The sequence below is a fragment of the Roseateles sp. L2-2 genome (genome assembly GCF_050613215.1).
Lineage (GTDB): Bacteria > Pseudomonadota > Gammaproteobacteria > Burkholderiales > Burkholderiaceae_C > Roseateles > Roseateles noduli.
Map to the genome: position 1 here is coordinate 3,432,187 of NZ_CP192509.1, position 21,431 is coordinate 3,453,617.

The window sequence follows — 21,431 nt, forward strand, 5'->3', positions numbered from 1 at the left end:
GATCAGCAGTCCTTGGGTTTTTCGCTCAGGACAACCACCAACTGCGCGCAGGCGACCACCAGTTGGCCAAGCTTGAGCGACGCCCACACGGCCGTGGTGGGGTTGGGAAAGATGATCTCGAGAAAACTCAGGGCCAGGCTCAGGCCGAGAAACAACAGCTCCCACCAGCTCATGCTGGCCGCTACATCCCACAGCAGGGAGGTGAACGTATCTCCCACCACCAAGGCGCGCAAGCCGACGACCAGGCTGCGTGCGGTGACCTCACCTTGCAAGGTATCTGCAAAGGCCCGTACCAGATTGGGGTAGCGATTGACCCAGCGCACCACGGCTCCGCTGAGCCGCTGACTCGACAGGGAAACGCCGAATACGGCCAGGATGCCCAGGATCAAGGTCAGTATCAATGAGATGTACCACGCGCCGCAGGTCGTGGTGTCCGAGGCCTTGAGCCGCAGACACACCGTGGTTAGGCCATTGTGGCGGTGGTAGAAGACCCATTCCGTCCCTTCGAGACGGTTGAAGACCAGGTGGCCTTCGGCCGGGTGTTCGCCACGGGCCAAGGCTTCAAGGCGGGTGCGCAGTTCCGGGGCCAAGGTGGCTGCGCCTGCATGGTTGGCGTAGGGAGAGAGAAAGTCTTCCAGGTCTTTCACCCACGCATCAATCTGACCCGGCGTGACCTTTCCAGCCAAGGTGGGCAATGCCACCGCGCTTGCGAGGGTCGGCTGTTGCGCGGACGCCGAGGTCATGAGGCGCTGGGGCGTCTGCATGCCCGTGGGTGGCGCGAGGTAGCTGGTGCGCAGCTGCGGCGAGCCCACCGCCACCATCGCCCGCTGCGTGACGCCATCCAGAGGACGTGCGAAGAGCTGGTACGACGCCAGACAGCCTGCTTGGGCGCTGGGGTCTTCCGTCATGTACTGCGTGATCTGCGCTGGCGTGAGGCACTGCGACCAGAAGTCGACGGTCTGGATGTCGCCTTGGAAGCAGTTGCTGAAGTTGGGGGTGGTGGAGATCGCGCCTATCCCCACCAAGGTCGGTCCGGTGATGGCGCCGGCGGGCGCGCACGCCTGGGAGGTGATGAGGGCGCCATTGAGATAGAGGCTCAGCGTGCTGCCGTCGAAAGTCAGGGCGATGTTGCCCATGCTTCCCGCGGCGACCTGACCTCCTTGGATGAACGTGCCGCCACACTGGGCCTTCACGGCGTAGCCAGTGCCGGACACGGGGACCAGGCTGATCGCGACGGCTTGATTCAAGTCCTGCGTGCCCGCGCAGGCCACCGTCATGGGCAGGCTGATACCGCTGACCGGATTGCACCAGGCTTGAACGGTGAAGGCGCTGGTGGGCAAGGCCAGCGGTGACTGTGAAGCCGGCTGTACCCAGGCGTTGGCCGTGAAGTAGGTGGCGGGGACTTCAATCTTCTGTGCCGCGCCGCCCTGGAAGCTGAAGGGCAGATTGGCCACCATCTCCTTGGGCGGCACATCGCAGAAGCAGTAGCACGCCACCTGGTTGGGGGCAGCAGCACCCGGTGTCCAGTTGCAACCCACCTGCGAGGCCGGCAAGGCCGCGTTGTACAGGCTCAAGCTCCAGACATACTGTTGGGACGATCCGCCCAGAACGATCGGCTGCGTGCTGCGGGCGCCCAGATTGGAGCCCGAAGCTTGCGCGACCAACAGGTTGTCGACGTACAGGGAGATCTGTCCCGTATGGGGCGCGCTCGCGGCGTAGGTCACCACGATGTAGTGCGATCCGGCGGGGAGCACGGACGGGCTGGTGACCCCCATCAGCAGACCGGTCATCGAGAAACTGGGGCAACCCTGTTGCACGCCCAATTGGAATGCGCCCGACTGAGACAGCACCGCAGTCGTGGCGGCAGGGTCATCAATCCGTACCCACACCCCCAGTGAGAACGACTGCGTCCCGTCGAACGGGACAGGCAGCGAGGTGCCCAGATTGACCGTCCCTCCTGGGGGAATGTAGGCGGTGGCCGTCGCACGACGGCCGAAAGCTGTATTGCCGGACATGGTGGATCCCCCCCGATCAATGAAGATCGAATTCGTAGGTGTAGTCGCCCAGCAGCAGCATGATTCCGTTCCCTGCGGCTGCGCCTATGTCTGCGCTGGTCAGTCCCACCACCTCGGGCGCGATGCCCACGTGCGCAGCCTTGCTGCTGGTGTTGCTGTTCAGGAAGTAGCTGACCGTGACGGAGGCGTCATTCGGCAAGGTCTGGCCCTGGGGCACGTTGAGCGTCAATTGCACCTGCGCCTGGAAATTGGCGGGCAGCAACGACACGGCGGCGAAGATGTTGATCTTGTCGTTGGGGAACTTCGGGTCTTGAATGCGATTGCCCGGTCCCACTGCGCCATTGACGGCGATCGCGGGTTGGGGGCCGCTGACGGGGCAGACCAATTGCACATTGGTGTTGTCAGGCACATTCACGCAACGCACCGTCAGGGTGGACAGGACTGCGGAGCCTTGCGGGTTCTGAATGCCCTGGAATCCGGTGTAGCTGGAACTGGGCATGGAGGTGACCACGGTCACATTGCGCCAGGCGATGCCCGGGTGGTTGGCCACCCACACCGCGAAGTCCTCCAGACTGCCGCTGGACGGAAACGCATTGGGGTTGTTGGGGGTCACGACCTGGGCAACCAGGCAGTAGTGGCCCATGTTGGGTGCCAGCGGGGGTGGCTGCCAGTAGAAGGGCGCATCGCCCACCACGACCTGATTCGTCGCGTTGGCTGAGAGATTGGCGACCTGCGTGCCGTTGAAGTTGCTGATGCGGTTGTTGATCCAGCTCGCCGGGGTCAGCAACAGGGACGACGGTGCGTAGTACAGCGCGATGGTGCCTGTCTCCGCGCCGGCCCGGAGGTTGTAGCCCCGGACGTAGATGTAGTTGTACAGGTTCTGCTGGATGTTCTGGAAGTAGTTGAATGCGCCGTTGTAGTTGTTGACCAGGGCGGTCATGTAGTTGGGGATCTGTGTCGTCCCCGCCGGAATGATGTCCGGCGAGCAGCTGACCGCGACGCGGGTCGTGCTGGGTATCTGCCCTGTGTCTCCGACGAAATCCCGCATGAAGATATCGTTGTATCCAGGCATGGTCTCCTCCGTGCTGATGGTGGATCGGTCTGTGCCGTCAAACTTAGCGACCGCAAAGCGGCCGCGCCATCAGGCGACGACGGAGATCCGTGCGCACAATGTCTGAGGGAAGGCCTGGATGACCATCTCGGGAATCTGACCTCGCCGGTCAGTCGCGCGGCTGAATGCCAGCCGCGTGCACGTACGCGTGCCGCGTCGCCGGCCTCAGCGCTGGCGCTTGCGGAAGCCGCTCGGCGTCTCGCCGAAGCGGTCCTTGAACGCGCGGCTGAAGTGGGCCACGTCGCTGAAGCCCCAGCTGTAGGCGACCGACCCGATCGAGCGGTTCAGTAGCGTCGTGGCCGACAGGTCCTGGCGGCAGCGCTCGAGCCGCTCGGCCCACACCCACTTCATCAGCGACACGCCTTCGCCGCCGAACAGCTGGTACAGATAGCGCGGCGACAGCTTCACGCCCTGCGCGATCGCGTCGACGTCGAGCTCGGGTTCGTGCAGATGCTCCACGACGAAGGCCCGGACCCGTTCGCGGTGGAACACCTGCAGCCTGGACGGCGCGGCGGTCACTTCCGCCGCCCGCCCGGACAGCGCCACGCCGAGCGCGAACGGCAGCGCGTCGGCGAGACGGTCGGCGGTGTGTTCGGTCAAGCTCGGCGCCAGCGCGAACATCTCGTCGCTGACCGCGCGGAAGACCGCGCCCGGTCCCTCGTCCGTGGCGATCGGCATCGCCGTCATGCCGGCGGCGTCGGGCACCGCGCGCCGCAGCATCGCGGCGTCCAGGTAGACCGAATGGGTGGTGATGTGCCCGGTCTCGATGTGGAAGGGCTCGCCCAGGTTCAGCAGGAACATGTCGCCCGGTCCGACGCGGCGCGTGCGGCCCGCCTGCGAGACCTCGCCCTCCCCGGCCTTCTGCAGCGTGACCAGCCAGCGGGGCGGCGCCGTCGAGGTGCGCACGCCGGCCGAGGTGTGATGCGGCGTGAACTGCAGCGACGCGAACTGCAGGCGTCGACCGCGGTACGCCAGCACGTCAGTGACCAGCGGCTGCCGGTCCTCGGACTGCAGGCTCAACCCGACGGAGAACAGGCAGGCCATCTCGTGCTCGAACAGCCGCGCGCTCTCGGTGGCGAGCTCCGCCCGCGTGGAAAAACGTTGGATGGCGATGTCGGTCTCCTGTTCGGGCCAGTATAGGAAAACGCCCCGACCCGCGTCCCGGCGGGGCCTCCGGGCCAACCCTGAGCCACGCCGCCCACCGCGCGGCGAGTCAACGCCGAGTGCGCCCACGAACAAGCGGGAGATCGGCCGGCGCTTAGATTTCGCTCACCCCGCGGTCCTCAAGCGGGGATGAACGGAGACAAGACAACATGCCCTCGCCCCTCGATTCGGGATCCCCGGTCACCGAGACCTCCTGGCGCTACGCAGGCTGGCCGGTGGCCGTGGCCGCGATGATCGCGCTGATGTTCGGGCCCAGCACCGTCGCGGTGCTCAGCCTCGGGATCTTCATCCGTCCGCTGGAGGCGGACTTCGGCTGGAGCCGCACGCAGATCGCCCTGGCCAGCTCGATCGTGGCCTACACGGTCATGCTCATCTCGCCCTTGCAGGGCTATCTGGTCGACCGCTTCGGCGCGCGCCGCGTCATGCTGCCCTGCCTGCCGCTGTTCGCGACGGCCGTGGGCCTCATGTACTTCCTGCCGCCGGTGCCGTGGGTCTACTACGCGGCCTGGATCGCCATCCCCGCGCTCGGCATCGGGCTGTTCCCGCTGTCCTACCTGCGGGTGGTGAGCACCTGGTTCGAGCGCCGGCTCGGCCTGGCGGTCGGCATCGCCAACGCCGGCATCGGCCTGGGCGGCGCGGTGCTGCCGCTGCTGCTCAGCGCCGTCATCGCGACCCAGGGCTGGCGCACGGGCTTCCTCTGCATGGCGCTGCTGGTGATGCTCGTGAGCTTCCCCGCGGTGCTGCTGTTCGTCCGCGAGAAGCCGGCGACGGGCCCCACCCGCGCCGCCTCGGCGACCCTGTCCGGCCTGGACTTCCGCAGCGCCACCCGCAGCCGGCCCTTCGCGCTGCTCGCGGGCATCTTCGTCCTCCTGGGCCTCATCAACACGGCGCTCTTCGTGCACCAGATCCCGCTGCTGATCGACGCCGGCCTGACGCCGCAGCGCGCGGCGCTCGTGCAGTCGACCTTCGGTCTCTTCGTCATCCTGGGTCGGCTGCTCACCGGCCTGGTGATCGACTTCGTCGCACCGCCGCTGGTGATGATGGTGCTGGTGCTCGGCGCCAGCGCGGCCTGCCTCATCTACGCGACCGGCCCCGTCGGCGACATCGTGTTCGTCTGCGCGGCGCTGCTGGGCATGGTGCTGGGCGCGGAGTTCGACGTGCTCAGCGTGCTGCTCAAGCGCTACTTCGGGATGCGCAGCTTCGGCAAGCTCTACGGCCTGGTGTTCGCGGTCTTCCAGCTCGGCGCCGGCGCCGGCGCGGCGATGCTGCCGCTGCTGCGCCAGGCCACCGGCCGCTACCGCGAAGGCCTGCTGGTCTTCGCCCTCGCGACGCTGCTCTGCGCGGTCCTGCTCGCGGTGCTTCACCGCATGACGCGCCGCATGGCGAGCCGCGAAGCGCGCATCGAAGCGCACGCCGCGCACGCGACGCCCACCCCGCTGGAGTCGACATGAGCCCCCGCCTGCCCGAGTTCGACGTCGCCGCCGCCACGCCGGCCCAGGCCGCGGTCCTGGAGGACATCCTGCGCGGTCCGCGCGGCAACCTCGACGGGCCCTTCCTGTCCTGGATCCACAGCCCGGAACTCGCGCAGCTGGCGCAGCAGCTGGGCGCCTTCTGCCGCTACCGAACGGGGTTGCCGCTGGCGCTGTCGGAGCTCGCGATCCTGTGCACCGCCGCGCGCTGGCGCTCCCAGGCGGAGTGGCAGATCCATCATCCGATCGGGCTGGACGCCGGGCTGGACGCGACGCAGATCGAGGCGATCCGGGCCGGTCATCCGCCGCGCTTCGAGGATCCCGCGCAGGCGCTGATCTGGCGCACCGTCGATGAACTCTATGAACGCCGGCGCCTCTCCGACGCGACCTACGAGGCGCTGATCGCGCGCTTCGGCCTGGAGACCACCGTCAACCTGACGGGACTGCTGGGCTACTACGCGCTGGTCGCGATGACGCTGAACGTCTTCCACGTGGTCGCCCGCGGCGGCCAGGAACTGCCGTTCAGCGAGTTCATCCGTCGCTGACGGCTGCGCTTCCTCCGACTCCTTCCCTCTCTGTTGACAGGCGCGCCACCGGCGCGTCGGGGAGTCGCTCGTCCGCGCGTTCCGCTTTCCGCATTCCAACTTCCGCTTTCCGATCCCCGACTTCCGATTCCACCCCCACCCCGAGGAGACAACATGACAAGAGCAACGACCTTCCGCCCAACATCCTGTGCGACTTCCCTTCCCACGAGGCGATCGTCCTTCCGACCCAAGCGCCGGGCCACTGTCTGGCGCGCGGCCGGCGCCGCTCTCGGCGCAGCACTGTCGCTGGGGCTGACCGGCGGCGCGATGGCGTTCGAGCGCGGCATCGTGCCCTTCCCCGCCGGCGCGGCCGGCACCAACATCGCGCGGCTGCCGCCGGTGCCGGGGCTCTTCGTGCTGCAGCAGTTCAGCTATGCCGAAGCGCAGGACCTCTACGGCGACGACGGCAAGAAGCTGCCGGTGCCCTTCCACACGACGGTGACCGCGGCGACGACGCGGCTGCTGGCGTCGTATCCGGTCAAGCCGTTCGGGGCGCAGCTCTATTCGCAGCTGGTGCTGCCGGTGACCTCGCTGAAGTCGAACGTCGCCGGCGTCACGGCGACGCAGACGGCGCTGACCAACGTGACCCTCACGCCGGCGATCCTGAAGTGGACCGCCACCGACCGCCTCACCGTGGTGGCGGCGCTGGACCTGACGCTCGAAAGCGGCGCCTACCGGACGCCGCGGCCCAGCGTCGCCTTCGGGTACGCCTCGGCGCAGCCGCTGGTGGCGCTGCGCTACAGCGATCCGCAAGGGCTGGACCTGGCGATCTCCAACCGCCTGGCGATCAACGGCCGCAACGGCGACACCGACTACCGCTCCGGCAGCGCCTACATCGGGGAGTTCGCCGCCGGCTGGAACACCGGACCGTGGAAGCTCGGCGTGGTCGGCGCCTACGTCAACCAGTACACCGACGACAAGTCGCACGGCGCCGTCGCGCCGCCCAACGGCAACCGCGGACGCAGCCTGGCCGTCGGCCCGTCGGTGGTCTACGACTTCGGCAAGGTCAACCTCAACGTCAACTACCAGCCCGGCGTCTACGCGGTGAACACCTCGAAGATCGACCGGGTCTGGGTGAATCTGGCGTTCCGGTTGTATTGACGCGCAGGCACTGTAAGGAGCCTTCGGATCCGACACAGCTGTCATGCCTGACAGGACCGCTCGACCGCATGGCCTGCGACAGTCGCGCAGGTCCTTTCGGCGTCATGAACTTTCGGAGCGCACCCATGGCTGACAGTTACGCCGCGACGGCGGCCATCACGTCCACGTCCACGTCCACGTCCACGTCCACGTCCACGTCCACACCGACACCTGCACCGCCTACGCCACCCACACCGCCGCTGACGGTCCGCCAGTTCTATTCCCCCGTCCCGGATACGCCCGGCAACGTCGGCCTCTGCCTGTCCGGCGGCGGTACGCGGGCCTGCTGCGCGGGCATGGGCCAGCTGCGCGCGCTGGCCTACCTGCAGGCCAACGGCGCCAGCCTGCTCTCGCAGATCAAGGCGCTGTCGACGGTGTCCGGCGGATCGTGGCTCGGCGTGCCCTACATGTTCCTGCCGGCCGACGGTCCCGGCGACGACGACTACCTCGGCGTCTACGACGCCGATCAGGGCGCGTTGAAGCCGGTCGACCTGCATGAACTGCCGCCCGGCAACGCCGGCGTCCCGATGGCCTCGGACACCTTCTCGATCGAGGGGATCGCGGCCACGGCGGTGGTCATCCATGCGCTGGCCCGATTGAACAGCCCCGACGATCCGCTGCCCGCGAACATGCTCTGGCAGACCGTGATCGCCCTGCACATCCTGGCGCCCTGCGGCTTGTTCCTGCACGGCGACAAGGACCATCCGCCGGACAACTACCTGCCGCGGGACATGTTCACCGCCAACTCGACCAGCCTGGGCAGGATCGAGTCCTCCAACGCCCATCTGCCGACGGGATCCGCCCACCTGTTCGCGACGGGCAGCGGCCGTGCGCAGCGTCCGTTCCTGCTCTGCAACATGGGGATGTTCCAGGAGGCGGACACCTCCACGGATCCCACGCCGTACCTGCCGCTCGTGCCCGTCCAGGCCACGGGCTTCTTCGGCGGCGTGGTGGGCGAGCCGAGCGAGAAGATCGACGGTGAACACGTCCGCATCAAGGACGCGAACGGTCGCGACGTCGGCGGCGGCGGCGTGGACGCGTTCGCCGTGAGTTCCACCTTCGTCGACATCGCGGGGGAACAGGCCGCCGTGCGGCAGACGCGTCCCTGGGCGCTCGCGGACATCATGGGCACCAGCAGCGCCGCGTTCGCGTTCAATCTCCAGCAGGTGATCGATGAATGGCAGCGCGACCGCCTGAAGTTCCGCGCCTGGCTGGCGATCGAGAGCGCCGCCTTGCACGACTGGATCGAGCGTCATCTGCCGCCCGAGCATCACGACGACGCGAAGGGTCTGGTCGACGGCGATCCCCTGCTCGACGCGACACTCGATCTGCTGGGGCTGGGCGCCCTCATTCCGGAATACCCGTCCTGGCCGGTGGCCGATCCCGGGCCCAACCCGAAGCCGAATCGCTACGCCGACGGCGGCAGCCTCGACAACACGGGGCTGGCGAGCATGCTCGCCTACGGCGACGTCGACAGCGTGATCGTGTGCGTGAATGCGGAGACGGCCCTGGCGCGGACGTCTCGCGGCGTTTCCGGCGCCGACGATCCCGACACTTGCGCCGTCGACACCCGGGTGCTGGTGGATGACCAGATCCCGCCGCTGTTCGGGTACATGCCCTACGACGAGGGCAAGGGCTACGTGACCTACGCCGACGCGGGAGCCTCCGCCCACCAGCAATACGCGAAGAACCAGGTCTTCGAGTCCGGCGACTTCGCGATCTTCCTGAACGCCTTGTGGAGGGCCGCCGGCGGGTCACCGACCACCACGGCCCCGGACACGGCACCGGCCATCCTGAGCCAGAGCCTCAAGGTCGTGCGCAACCCGTGGTTCGGCGTGCAGGCGCGCGACACGATGACGATCGTGTGGGTCTATCTGAACGACGCGAGCGACTGGCGGGCCCAGTTCGCCGGCAACCTGTCCATGGAGGCGCTCATCGACTACGAGCGGGTCTTCCACAAGTTCCCGAACTACAAGACGATGGACACGCATCTGAGCGCGCAGCAGATCAACCTGCTGGCGCATCTGACCTCGTGGTCCATCGTCAGCGTCGAGCAGGAGACCGGCGTGTTCTCAAGGCTGTTCGCGCCGGCACCCTGATCGACGGGGCACCATCGGCATGGCGCATCGCGTTCTCCAGGCCGGCCTGCAGCCGGTCCTTCATCGGCTTACACATCGCACAAGCTCGACGTTGACAAGGTCCGGCGGCCACCCGTAGCCTTCGCCATGGAAGAGCGCCGACAAGAGCCAGCCGGACATGGCCGGCATGGCCTCGGGCTCCGGGCAGATGGGCTGGGCCTGGCCCGGCCGGGGCATGTTCCGGGTGCAGACCACCGCCGTGCACGCCGACTACGCGAGCGACTACGCCGCCGCGCCGGCCAACCGCAAGGACATCTTCGAAGGCAGCGTGAACCAGCACTGGAAGGCCGGCGTGAAGGTGCGGCAGAGCGCGCCCTACGCCGCGTTGAAGGGCGCGACCGTCGTCCCGCTGGACACCTCCGCCGCCATGTCGCGCTTCAGCGTCGGCGGCTATGTGCTGATCGCCGCCGCGAACACCCGCAAGATGTTCGTCGACGAGATGGGGGCCGACTGCGTCGCCACGCCCGACGAGTGCGTCAACGGGCTGATGAAGTCGCAGATGTTCAAGGTCGTCGCGGTGGATGCGGCCAATCGCACCCTCACGCTCGACAAGCCGCTGGAATTCGACCTCAACCGCGACAACGTCGCCGATGGGTCGACCACCCTGCCCTCCACCGAAGGCGGCCCCGGCGTTGCGTACTACAGCAAGGCCGTTCCGCTGCAGGTGGTGCGCGGCGTCGGCTTCTCCAACCTCTACGCCGAGATGGCGCTCAACGGCCTGCCCAAGCTGGGCGGCGGCACCTATGCGGTGACGCCGGCCAACGCGATCCACAACTACGGCAACCTCGCGCCCGAATACGCGATGCACGGCATCGTCTTCAAATGGGCGGCGGACGCCTTCGTGCGCGACGTGAAGCTCGCGATGACCGGCTCTCACCCGATCGTCACCGAGTTCGCCAAGAACATCCAGGTGCAGGACAACGCGATCGACGGCGCCTGGAACAAGGGCAAGGGCGGCAACGGCTACATGCGCGGCAGCAAGGTGTGGGACTCGCTCTACGCCGGCAACCGGCTGAGCAACGTGCGCCACTTCACCTTCCAGTGGGCCGCCTCGGGCAACGAGGCGGTCTACAAGCACCTGGAGACGGCTCCCGGCGCGAAACTCGCCGACTGGGGCGGCAGCGAGACGCTGGACTACGCGATGAGCCCGCGCAACGGCGTCAACAGCAGCCGCACGGACGGCGCGAGCGCGTCGTTGTTCCTGGTGAATGTCTCCGCGCCGGCACCATCACCAGCCCCCGCGCCCGCGCCCGCGCCCGCGCCGACTCCCGCCCCTCCACCAGCGCCGGCGCCGGGCCAGGTCGAAGTCAAGGCGCTGCTGAATCAGGACGACAGCAAGCAGACGAAGTACAACCTCGCGTTGCGCAACCTCGGCACCGCACCGCTGGCCAACCTGAAGGCCCGCGTCTACGTCGACGTCTCGGAGCTGCTCGCCAGCAACCGCGCGGCGTCGACGGTGGTCTGCGAAGAGCGGTCCGGTACCAACCTGGCGGCCTTCTCCTGCAGCGCCTTGAAGCCGCACGCCGGCAACGTGTACTACGCGGAACTGGACTTCGGCAGCCACCAGCTCGCAGCCGGCGCAACGCTCAACTACAACATCACCCTGCGCCTGTCGGACTGGGCCCAGGTGTGGAATGCGTCGAACGACTACTCGCATGCCGGACTGAACGCGAGCACGGCGGTGTTGACCTCGCGTATCCCCGTGTTCAGCGGCAACGTGCTGGTGGGCGGCGCGAATCCGTGAGCCGCTGAGCGATCGAGCGGCGACCGAGCGGCGGCAGACGCTGTCAGCGCACGTCTCGTGTACCGAACGTGCGACCAGCGGGTCGCTGCTCCACAGGGCCTTCACGTCGTCGGCGCCTCGAGGGCCATCCACCGCACGGGCGCCCCGGCCCGGCGTACTCCTCGCCCTGACGCCGGGCCCTCCCTGCTAACGTGAATCCATTCCCTGAGGGATGGGTCCGCGTCCGACGCGCGAGAGGTCCTCGGGTCGACGACAACGCAGAGAGGCATCCATGAGCCTGGTGGACATTCGACTGCTGACCATCGCGCTGGTCAGCGTGCTGGGCCTGGTGGCCCTCATCGTGGCGAAGCCCAAACTCCATCCGCTGCTGGCCTTGCTGCTGGTCTCGATCGCCGTGGGGCTCGCGACCGGCATGCCCTTGGACAAGGTGGCCTCCGCCATCTCCGGCGGCGCGGGGAAGACGCTGGGCGCCGTGGGACTGGTGGTGGCGCTCGGCGCCATGCTGGGGAAGCTACTGGCGGAATCGGGCGTCACCACGGCGGTCTCCGATGCCATCGTGAGCCGATCCTCGTACAGGGCCCTGCCCTGGGCGATGGCCGGCGTGGCCTTCGTCATCGGCATCCCGATGTTCTTCGAAGTGGGACTCGTGGTGCTGCTGCCCCTGATCTTCGGCGTGGCGCGCAAGCTGGAGACCGGCAAGGTCGGCCGCGGCTCCGCCTATGTGTATGTGTCGGTTCCGGTGATTGCCGCGCTGGCCGCCATGCACGGCATGGTGCCGCCGCACCCCGGCCCGTTGACGGCCATCGCCACGCTCAAGACCAGCGTGGGCGCCACGATGATCTACGGCTTCATCGCGGCCGTGCCGGCGATCATCCTCGCCGGACCGATCTACGGCACGTTCATCGCGCCGCGCATGCAGGCGCGACCCGACGAGGCCATGATCCACCAGTACGTGCCGGAGAGCGAAGGACTCCCCGCACCGGCGGACCGAACCCCGGCCGACTCATCGGCCCCTCCCGGCGTGGGTGTCGGCGTGGGCGTCGGCGTGCTGTGCGCGCTGCTGCCGGCGCTGCTGATGCTGGCGCATGCGATCGCGGAGATCGTGCTCGACAAGACCTCCCCGGTGCTGCACGTGACGGCCTTCCTGGGCAACCCGATCGTCGCCATGCTGCTGGGCCTGATCTTCGCGATGGTGATGCTCCGCGCCGGCGAGCCGGAGGCGGTGAGAAAGGCGCTCAGCCAGAGCGTCAAGCCCATCTCCAACGTGCTGCTGATCATTGCCGGCGGAGGCGCCTTCCAGCAGGTGCTCACCGATGCGCATGTCGGCGACGCGATCGTGCACATGAGCCACCAGCTGGCGCTGTCCCCCCTGCTGCTGGGATGGCTCATCTCCATGCTGCTGTCCGTCTCCACCGGTTCCGCCACGGTCGGGATCGTCGGCGCGGCGGGCCTGCTGGCGCCGCTGGCGACGTCCGGCGAGACGGTCAACATGCCGTTGCTGGCCCTGTCCATCGGCTGCGGATCGCTCTTCTTCAACTACGCCAACCATGCGGGTTTCTGGCTGGTCAAGGAGTCGTTCGGCATGTCGATGGGCGAAGCCACCCGCACGATCTCGGTGGTGCAGTCCATCGTGTCCGTCGTGGGGCTGCTGATGGTGTTCGCGCTGAACCTGATGCCGCCGCTGGGTTGAGGCGGCGTCGGGCAGAACGGCACCGGCGCGCTAACATTTCCGCTCAACGGCGCGGGGAGGCCTGCACCGTCCATCGTCCGCCTGAGGTCCCATGCACAGAAGCCCCAACACGCCCGCCGGTACCGTCCATCGTCTGAGCGTCGACAGCGAGGTCCTCGCCGGCAACCTGGTCGGCGCACCCACGCGACGCCTGGTGGACGTCTACATCCCGCACGGCCACGACGGCCACGGCCTGCCGCTGCTCGTGGACATCGTCGGCTTCACCGCCGGCGGCCCCGTGCACACCAACTGGAAGAACTTCGGCGAGAACCTGCCCGAGCGGCTGGACCGCCTGATCGCCGCCGGCGAGATGCCGCCCGTCGTCGTCGCCTTCCCGGACTGCTTCACGAAGCTGGGCGGCAACCAGTACGTCAACTCGGTCGCCATGGGGCGCTGGGACGACTTCCTCCGCGACGAGGTCGTGCCCTTCGTCGAGCAACGCTTCGACTGCGGCGGCGACGGCCGTCGCGGGATCTTCGGCAAGTCCAGCGGCGGTTACGGCGCGATGGTCCATGCGTTGCTGCATCCGGACTTCTGGTCCGCCGCGGCCGTGCATTCCGGCGACATGGGCTTCGAGCTGCTCTACCGCCACGAGTTCGTCCCGGTGCTGCGCGCGCTGGCCAAGGAGCCGGACATCGGCAAGTGGGTCGACGCCTTCTGGTCCGCGAGGAAGCCCAAGGACAGCGACGTCCACATCCTCATGATGTTCGCGCAGGCCGCGAGCTTCGATCCCGATCCGTCGGCGCCCTACGGCGTGCGGCTGCCGGTGACGCTCGATACCTGCGAGCTGATCCCCGATCGCTGGGCCAACTGGCTGGCCTGGGATCCGCTGACGCTGGTCGAGACGCACGGCCGCGGCCTGAGCGCGCTCAAGGCGCTCTTCATCGACTGCGGGGACGTGGATCAGTACAACCTGGTCTACGGCGCCCGCCGCATGCACCGGCGGCTGGAGGCGATGGGCGTGAAGCACGTCTACGAGGAATTCGACGACAACCACACCGCCGTCGACTACCGGATGGACGTCAGCCTGCCGCTGCTGGCGAAGGCGCTGGTCTGAGCGTCTGTGAAGCCGCATCCTGACCTTCCTTCCGACGTCGTCGCCTGGCTTGAACGCTGGACGCTGAGCCCCGACGGGGACCTGCGGACCACGCGATCGAGTTGGGTGCTGCCGGTCCGGCACAAGGATTCAGCGGCCATGCTCAAGGTCGCCCGCATCCCCGACGAAGCGGCCGGGTTCCGATTGCTGTCCTGGTGGAACGGCGAAGGCGCCGCACGGGTCTTTGAATCGGCCGAGGGCGCTCTGCTGATGGAGAGGGCGTCAGGACCCGGCGATCTCGCGCAGATGGCCTGGTCCGGCCAGGACGACGAAGCTTGCAGGATCCTCTGCGACACGGCGGCGCGCCTGCACGCGCCTCGCCAAGGACCGATGCCAGAACTCCATCCGCTGGAGGACTGGTTCCTGCCGCTTTTCCAGCTCGCTCCGGCACATGCGGCGCTTGCGCCGGCCGCAGCGATCGCGCGAAAACTGCTGGCCGCGCCGCGCGAGATCGTGGCTCTGCACGGCGACCTGCACCACGAGAACGTACTCGACTTCGGCGCGCGTGGCTGGCTGGCCATCGATCCGCACGGCCTGCGGGGAGAACGCGGCTTCGACTACGCCAATCTCTTCACCAATCCCGATCTCAGCGATCCGGACCGACCGCTGGCGACCTTGCCTGGCCGCCTGGAGCGCCGGCTGGAGATCGTCACCGCGTCGACAGGGATAGCGGCCGAACGACTCCTGCGCTGGATCGTTGCCTGGACGGGTCTTTCTGCGGCCTGGTTCATCGGCGATGACGATGACCGGGGCGCGGCCATCGACCTCGCCATCAACTCGCGCGCGTGCCGCCTGCTCGACCTCGGCAGCGACGTCCTCGTGCGACAGAACGGCGGCGCTTCCAGTCAGGCGCGCAACGGCCCGCCCAGCAGGTAGTCGACCACGGCGGTCGCCCGCCGGCCGCTCTCCTCTTCCGTCAACCGCGCGCCGCGGCTCGCCATGCTGGGCGACGTTCGGAAGCGCCCGCCGACGATCAGCGTCGGCACGCCGTCGACGCCGGCCCGCTCCTGCAGTTGATTGGCCTGCTGGCATTTCGTCGCCACGCTGAAGGACTGGCAGGTCTCCATCAGCCGCTTGGGATCCACGCCCGCGCCGGCGAGCACGGCGGCCTGTTCCTGCGGCGTGTTCATCGACTTCCCCTGCTGCACGAGCAGATCGAACACCACCGGCCGCAGGTGCTCCTGCAGCCCCATCGATTCGAGCGCGAAGAACAGCTTCTGATGCGCGGCCACCTGCGCCCGTCCGGAGATGTGCACGCGGCGCATGGACACGACGTCCCGGCGCTGTTCCTGCCACGCGTCGAGGATGGGATCGAAGGCCTTGCAGTGACCGCAGCCGAGCCAGAAGAACTCGACGACCTCGACCTTGCCTCCTGCGGCCGTCGCGATCGGCGTGGCCAGACGCTCGTAGTGCTGACCCTCGACAGGTCGCCAACCCGTCGGCGTCGACGTCGCGGTCGTGCCGGCCGACGCCAGCATCGGGACGCCGGACACGCCGGCGAGCACCGGCACTGCCGGCAGCGAAAGCACTGTTCTTCGTTGCATGAGCGTCCTCTCGGAATGAGCGGACGGATTCTTGGCGGCGTGTCTTAGACGGCGATTAATTCGGGGATAGGGGCATTCCCGATCAGGGCGCCTGACTCGCCAGCAGTTGCCGGCAGGCCGCTTGCATCGCTGTCAGGGCTTGCCCGCGGCCCGCTTGAAATGCGCGGTTCGCAGCACCGGGGTGCCGTCCCTGAAGTACGACTCGGTCTCCGTCAGCACCGCGCCGTCCGCGCTGACCGAGTAGACCCGCGTCGATCGCGGGATCCCTTCGTAGACGAACTGCATCACCAGCACATCCGGCGACGGCATCTTCGCGGCGACCAGGTCGACCCAGTAAGTCCCGGTCGCACGGCCGGGCGTCCCGTCCAGCGCCACCGTCGACGCCGCGTGCAGTCGCGCGCCCTTGGCGTCGACGATCTCCACCCGTGTCGACCACTGGCCTTCGGGGCCCTCTCTGAACGCCAGTGCAACCCGTTGCGGCCGGACCTCCGGCGGCATCGGCAGAGTGGAGACGTCCAGCGTCCAATCGCCCACCAGCGGCGATGCCGTGGATGCCGCGGCGGACACGGGCATGTTGATGAGCGCGCCGATCGCAAGCAGCGCGGCAACGTGGCGAGTCGTCATCCTGATCTCCCTGTTCGACGTGTGAGAGTCATGAACCGTCGTCGATCGTAGACGACGTCGCGTGGCGATTGCCCGCGACCGCGTGACCGCGTGACCGCACCACCGGCCCGTCACCGATGGTCCGTCGGGACCCTCACAAGTGACTCCACGGTCGCCTCCCCATTCCACCGCCTCAATGCGCGCTGGAAGAACAGGCTGTTGGGCAGCTGCAGCGTGGTCCCGTTCTGCGCGTCGCCGCTTTCCAGCAGGGTGGTGTAGACCAGGTTGATGTCGACCACGCGGCCCTTCACGCCGGGACGATCGCCGGCCTCGAGCAGCTCGACGACGTCGCCGATCCGGAACGCATGCGTGATGTAGATCAGCAGCGTGCAGAACAGGTTGGACAGCACGCTCCAGGCCGCGAAGAACGCGACCGCGCCCACCGCCGCGAAGCCGGTGAACGCCGTCCAGAGCACCGATCCGGACACGCCCAGACGCTCCAGCGACCACAGCACCGCACCGCCGTAGACCAGCACGCCGATGCTGCGCAGGAACAGCGAGGCGACCTTCACGGGGAAGCCGTAGCGGGTCGTGAGCCGGCGGCTGATCAGCCCGGCCACGCGCATCACCAGCCAGGCGCCCAGTCCGATGACGACCACCTCGATCACCGGGACGAAGATGTCCAGCCATTCGGCCAGCCAGGGAGGAAGACGGTCGTGCAGGGATTGGTAGAGCTTGTTCATGGCGCAGCAGGTTAACGCGTCGGACGCGCGCCACCCGCCGCTCTACCTCTTCAGAGTGAAAACGGTTTCAGCTCATCACAAAGAGAGCAGCGCTGTAGCCGCTGTAGCTTTCGCGTGCACCGTTTTGAGGATGTGAAGGCGAAGAATCGCACATCGCCCACGGGCACCGATCCAGACGGTCGGCCCGTCCCTTCACCTCACCCTCGACGCCCATGAAACTCCCGCAGCGCTTCGCTCTCCTGCCCACCCTCGCCGGCGCCGCCGTGGTCGCGGCAGCCGCCCTGGCAACGACTGGCACCGCCCTCGCCCACAGCAGCTTCCTGAAGGTCGACGGACGCACCGTGAGGAACCAGAACGGCACCGGCGATCCGATCTATCTGCGCGGGGTCAACCTCGGCGGCTGGCAGGTGCACGAAGGCTGGATGTCGCCGCTGGCCGGCGCCGGCGACGACTACACCATGCGCAAGACGCTGAGCCAGCGCTTCGGCGACGCCGGCCGCGACGCGCTGATCAACGCCTACCAGGACAGCTACCTGCAGGAGAAGGACTTCAAGATCCTCTCCGACCTCGGCATGAGCGCCCTGCGCCTGCCCATCTACTACCTCAACCACATGAACGAGGACGGCTCGTGGAAGCGCGACGCCGCCGGCAAGATCGACTTCCGCCGCATCGAGTGGGTGGTCGCGATGGCCAAGAAGTACCGCATGTACGTCATCCTCGACCTGCACGGCGCGCCGGGCTCGCAGAACGGCGCCGACCACAGCGGCCGCATCGGCGGCTCGGGCCAGCTGTGGAACAACACGACGTACCAGAATCAGACGCTGACCTTCTGGCGCGAGCTCGCCACGCGCTTCCGCAACGAGCCCACCGTCGCCGGCTACGACGTGCTCAACGAGCCCTCGCTCAACTACCCGGCGCCCGCGACGCGGCCGGTGCTCGACATGTACGACCGGATCTACAAGGAGATCCGCGCCGTCGATCCGAATCACATCGTGATCATGGAAGGCATCTGGGACTGGACCGCCATCACGCGTCCGTCCGACTACGGCTGGACCAACGTCATCTACGAGTTCCACTACTACAACTGGGGCAACGACTCGAACTACCAGTCGCAGGTGAATTTCACCGAGGCCAAGATCAACCAGGAGAAGCAGTACGCCTCATACAACGTGCCGCACTACGTCGGCGAGTTCATGTACTTCAACCTGCAGAGCAGCTGGGAGTACGGCCTGCGCCGCTACAACGAGGCCGGCTGGCACTGGACGAGCTGGACCTACAAGGGCACCAACATCGGCAACTGGGCGCTCTACAACAGCACCAACGCCGGCGCCAACACGCCCAACGTCGCCACCGACAGCTACGCCACCATCGAGTCGAAGTGGCGCAGCTGGGACGTCGAGAAGAACATGGCCCCCAACACCATGCTCAACAGCGTGTTCAAGGCCGCGCTGACGGGCAAGAACAGCCTGGTGCGCAACCTGCCCTTCGAAGGCACCTGGCGCGCGACCACGCGGCTCGAGGCCGAGATGTTCTATTCCCAGAACGGCGTGAGCTTCGACAGCACCGGCATCGGCAGCTTCGATGCGGGCGACTGGCTGCGCTACATCGACGTGGACTTCGGCAGCGGCGTCGACCGCCTGAAGCTGCGTCTGGCGGTGGACGCGTCCAGCGCCGGCAAGCAGATCGAGGTCCGCCTGGACAGCCCGACCGGCGCGACGGTCGGCACGGTCACCGTGCCGAGCACCGGCGGCTGGACCAGCTTCCAGGAAGTGACGACGCCGGTCCAGCGCAGCACCGGCGTGCACAACGTCTACCTGGTGGCCAAGGGCGGCACGGGCGTCGCCAACCTCGACTGGCTGCAGTTCGAGGACTCGACCGGCACCAACACGCCGACGCCGCCGACCAATCCCCCGACGACCCCGCCCACCAACCCGCCGGGTGCGACGGCGCCGGTGTCCGGCCAGACCTATGTCCTGGTCGCCAAGCACAGCGGCAAGGCGCTGGACGTGCGCGAGCGCTCGACGCAGGACGGCGGCCTGCTCCAGCAATGGGCCTACGGCGGCGGCGCGAATCAGAAGTGGGTCGCGCAAAGCGCGGGCAACGGCCTGTGGCAGTTCCGCTCGACGTCCAGCAACAAGTGCGTGGACATCACCGGCGTCAGCACCGCCAACGGCGCGGCGGTCCAGCAATGGAGCTGCACCGGCGGCGCGAATCAGCTGTTCCGGATCGAGGACCAGGGCAACGGCTTCTTCTACCTGCGCGCCTCGCACAGCAACAAGTGCCTGGACGTGACCAACGTGTCGGGACTGGACGGCGCGGGCATCCAGCAGTGGGACTGCGCCGGGGACAACGCGCGGTGGAAGTTCCAGGCGCCTTGAAGGCGGACTGAAACGGGTCGGACCGCCCGGGTCCGGCTCACCCCTTGTTCGACGGGTCGGATGGACTGCTAGGCGCCGACCTGCTCGAACCTGCTCACGCAGAGGTCCACGAAACCGCGCACCTTCGGATCCATGTAGCGGCTCGAGGCGAACACCGCATGCACGGGTGCGGGGCTGCGCGTCCATCCGGGCAGCACGGCGCGCAACGCGCCCTGGGCCACGGCGGACCCTGCCAGGAATCGCGGCAGCAGCGCGATGCCGAGTCCCGCGAGCGCCAGGTTCCTCGCCGCGATCGAGTTGTCGACCGCGCAGCGTGGCGACTGGGCGACGCGCTCCGTCGCCGCGCCGTTCACGAGTGTCCAGCCCGGACGCCCGCGCGGCGCATGCATGACCAGGTCGTGCGCCTTCAGATCGCCGAGCCCGGACAAGGCCGGCCGGCTCGTCAGGTAATCCGGCGACGCATACAACCCGTAGGTCACCTCGCCCAGGCGCCGCGCCGAGAGTCCCGAATCCTGCAGCGCGCCGACCCGGATCGCCACGTCGATCCCTTCATGGACGATGTCCACGAGGCGGTTGGTGTACTCCGCTTCCACGCGCACCTTCGGCGCCTGCCGGAGGAACTCCGCCGTCCATTCGTCGACGAGCAGGTTGCCGAACTCGGCGCCCGCGGTGATCTTGAGCAGCCCCTTGGGCTCGCCGGACTGGCGGGCCACGGCGGCGCCGGCGGCATCGACCGCGGCCAGGATGGCGACGACCCGTTCGAAGTAGTCGCGCCCGACCTCGGTCACGTGGACATGGCGTGTCGAGCGCACGAGCAGCTGCGCCCCGAGCTTCTCTTCGACACGCCGCACGATGCGGCTCATCCGCGCCTTGTCGATGCCCAGCCGCTCCGCCGCCGCGGTGAAGGAACCGTCCGTCACCACCGCCGCGTAGGCCCGCATGTCCGCGAGATCGATTGATGTCTCCATGGACAACAGTCTAAGGTTTTTGGCGCCATTTATATATTCCGGTGCCTTATCTACATTGGCTTCTCGCTCAGATTGAGTCCCTCAAAGGAAATATTCAATGTCGCAGTCGCTGATTGGAAAAACGGCCCTGGTCACCGGAGGATCGCGCGGTATCGGACGCGCCATCGCCCAAGGTCTCGCCCGGGAAGGCGCCACGGTCGCCCTCACCTACAACGCCAGCCGTGCTGGCGCGGATGAAACCATCGCCGCCATCGAGGCTGCCGGGGGCCAGGCCTTCGCGCTCCAGGCCGACCTGGTCGATGCCGGCGCCATCCCGGCGCTGTTCGAGAAACTCGATGGCGAACTGCTCGCGAGGCACGGCGCCAAGCGTCTGGACATACTCGTCAACAACGCGGGCAATGCCGGTTGGGGTGGTTTGCCGGACGCGACGCCGGACGGCTGGGACACCTTGTTCGCCGTCCATGCCCGCGCGCCGTTCTTCATGATCCAGTCCGCGCTGGACCGCCTGGCGGACGGCGGGCGGGTCATCAACATTTCCTCCGCGCTCGCCACGCGTCCGATGCCCGTCGTGCCGATCTATTCGATGGCCAAGGCCGGCATCAACAACCTGACGCATGCGCTGGCGATGGAGCTGGGGCCGCGCGGCATCACGGTGAATGCCGTGGCGCCCGGCTGGACGCGGACCGACATGAACACCGCGGTTCACGAGAACGCTGAGATGGTGAAGTCCATCGAGGCCGATACCGCACTGGGGCGTTTCGGAGAGCCCGCCGACATCGCGCAGGTCGTCGCCTTCCTGGCGTCGGATCAGGGCGGATGGATCACCGGGCAGGTCATCGAGGCGACGGGCGGGTACAAGCTCTGAAGGGCGGATTCATGCTGTGGAGGTGAGCGTCTGCAAGGCGTTTTCCTCGCACGATCTTCACAAGGATCGCTTCTTGCCAGAACAGGTGGCTCGCAAGCCGGCGACCTCGGTCGCCGTCCACTTTGTTCAAAGACAAGGAG

Annotated in this window: 17 protein-coding genes; 10 read left to right on the forward strand and 7 right to left on the reverse strand. The window is 67.7% G+C overall.

What is annotated here, in order from left to right; all coding sequences use genetic code 11:
- Positions 1-2: 2 nt before the first annotated feature.
- The 3 genes from ACQZ13_RS15375 to ACQZ13_RS15385 form a co-directional block, all read right to left on the reverse strand.
- Positions 3-2,015 (reverse strand): LamG-like jellyroll fold domain-containing protein, encoded by a 2,013-nt coding sequence (locus ACQZ13_RS15375; RefSeq protein WP_431045843.1) that lies wholly within the window; start codon positions 2,013-2,015, stop codon positions 3-5.
- A 16-nt stretch (positions 2,016-2,031) separates the two neighbouring features.
- A complete protein-coding gene (locus ACQZ13_RS15380) occupies positions 2,032-3,087 on the reverse strand; it encodes a hypothetical protein (protein WP_431045845.1) in 1,056 nt (351 codons plus the stop codon).
- Between the two features lie 204 nt (positions 3,088-3,291).
- Complete coding sequence (locus tag ACQZ13_RS15385) at positions 3,292-4,308, reverse strand: helix-turn-helix domain-containing protein (protein WP_431045847.1); 1,017 nt, start codon at positions 4,306-4,308, stop codon at positions 3,292-3,294.
- A 131-nt stretch (positions 4,309-4,439) separates the two neighbouring features.
- Between ACQZ13_RS15385 and ACQZ13_RS15390 the strand changes: the two genes are divergently transcribed.
- The 8 genes from ACQZ13_RS15390 (at position 4,440) to ACQZ13_RS15425 (ending at position 15,066) form a co-directional block, all read left to right on the forward strand.
- Positions 4,440-5,741 carry an MFS transporter gene (locus ACQZ13_RS15390; protein ID WP_431045849.1) on the forward strand — a complete coding sequence of 434 codons (1,302 nt, stop codon included), beginning with the start codon at positions 4,440-4,442 and terminating at the stop codon, positions 5,739-5,741.
- Positions 5,738-6,304 (forward strand): carboxymuconolactone decarboxylase family protein, encoded by a 567-nt coding sequence (locus ACQZ13_RS15395; protein WP_431045852.1) that lies wholly within the window; start codon positions 5,738-5,740, stop codon positions 6,302-6,304. The genes ACQZ13_RS15390 and ACQZ13_RS15395 overlap by 4 nt, the downstream gene beginning before the upstream one ends.
- 306 nt (positions 6,305-6,610) lie before the next feature.
- Complete coding sequence (locus tag ACQZ13_RS15400; RefSeq protein ID WP_431045854.1) at positions 6,611-7,444, forward strand: SphA family protein; 834 nt, start codon at positions 6,611-6,613, stop codon at positions 7,442-7,444.
- Positions 7,445-7,569: 125 nt separating this feature from the next.
- Positions 7,570-9,582, forward strand: coding sequence for a hypothetical protein (locus ACQZ13_RS15405; RefSeq protein ID WP_431045856.1), 2,013 nt, complete (start codon positions 7,570-7,572; stop codon positions 9,580-9,582).
- Between the two features lie 157 nt (positions 9,583-9,739).
- On the forward strand, positions 9,740-11,365 hold the full coding sequence (locus ACQZ13_RS15410; protein WP_431045858.1) for a hypothetical protein: 1,626 nt from the start codon (positions 9,740-9,742) through the stop codon (positions 11,363-11,365).
- Between the two features lie 271 nt (positions 11,366-11,636).
- The gene (locus ACQZ13_RS15415) at positions 11,637-13,055 is read left to right on the forward strand and encodes a GntP family permease (RefSeq protein ID WP_431045860.1); all 1,419 of its coding nucleotides are present in this window, start codon (positions 11,637-11,639) and stop codon (positions 13,053-13,055) included.
- 91 nt (positions 13,056-13,146) lie between these two features.
- The gene (locus ACQZ13_RS15420) at positions 13,147-14,151 is read left to right on the forward strand and encodes an alpha/beta hydrolase (protein WP_431045862.1); all 1,005 of its coding nucleotides are present in this window, start codon (positions 13,147-13,149) and stop codon (positions 14,149-14,151) included.
- Between the two features lie 6 nt (positions 14,152-14,157).
- The gene (locus tag ACQZ13_RS15425) at positions 14,158-15,066 is read left to right on the forward strand and encodes an APH(6)-I family aminoglycoside O-phosphotransferase (protein ID WP_431045864.1); all 909 of its coding nucleotides are present in this window, start codon (positions 14,158-14,160) and stop codon (positions 15,064-15,066) included.
- Here ACQZ13_RS15425 and ACQZ13_RS15430 read toward each other — a convergent pair.
- The 3 genes from ACQZ13_RS15430 to ACQZ13_RS15440 form a co-directional block, all read right to left on the reverse strand.
- Positions 15,036-15,734, reverse strand: a complete 699-nt coding sequence (locus ACQZ13_RS15430; protein WP_431045866.1) for a thiol:disulfide interchange protein DsbA/DsbL — start codon at positions 15,732-15,734, stop codon at positions 15,036-15,038. The genes ACQZ13_RS15425 and ACQZ13_RS15430 overlap by 31 nt on opposite strands.
- A 132-nt stretch (positions 15,735-15,866) precedes the next feature.
- Entirely contained in the window at positions 15,867-16,358 is a 492-nt protein-coding gene (locus ACQZ13_RS15435) for a hypothetical protein (protein ID WP_431045868.1), read from the reverse strand.
- A gap of 110 nt (positions 16,359-16,468) precedes the next feature.
- Positions 16,469-17,080 carry a mechanosensitive ion channel domain-containing protein gene (locus ACQZ13_RS15440; RefSeq protein WP_431045870.1) on the reverse strand — a complete coding sequence of 204 codons (612 nt, stop codon included), beginning with the start codon at positions 17,078-17,080 and terminating at the stop codon, positions 16,469-16,471.
- Positions 17,081-17,292: 212 nt separating this feature from the next.
- On the opposite strand from ACQZ13_RS15440, the gene ACQZ13_RS15445 reads away from it, so the two are divergent.
- Positions 17,293-19,458, forward strand: coding sequence for an RICIN domain-containing protein (locus ACQZ13_RS15445; protein WP_431045872.1), 2,166 nt, complete (start codon positions 17,293-17,295; stop codon positions 19,456-19,458).
- Positions 19,459-19,526: 68 nt separating this feature from the next.
- Here ACQZ13_RS15445 and ACQZ13_RS15450 read toward each other — a convergent pair whose 3' ends face one another.
- On the reverse strand, positions 19,527-20,426 hold the full coding sequence (locus ACQZ13_RS15450) for a LysR family transcriptional regulator (protein WP_431045874.1): 900 nt from the start codon (positions 20,424-20,426) through the stop codon (positions 19,527-19,529).
- Positions 20,427-20,523: 97 nt separating this feature from the next.
- On the opposite strand from ACQZ13_RS15450, the gene ACQZ13_RS15455 reads away from it, so the two are divergent.
- Entirely contained in the window at positions 20,524-21,291 is a 768-nt protein-coding gene (locus tag ACQZ13_RS15455) for an SDR family NAD(P)-dependent oxidoreductase (RefSeq protein ID WP_431045876.1), read from the forward strand.
- Positions 21,292-21,431 lie beyond the last annotated feature (140 nt).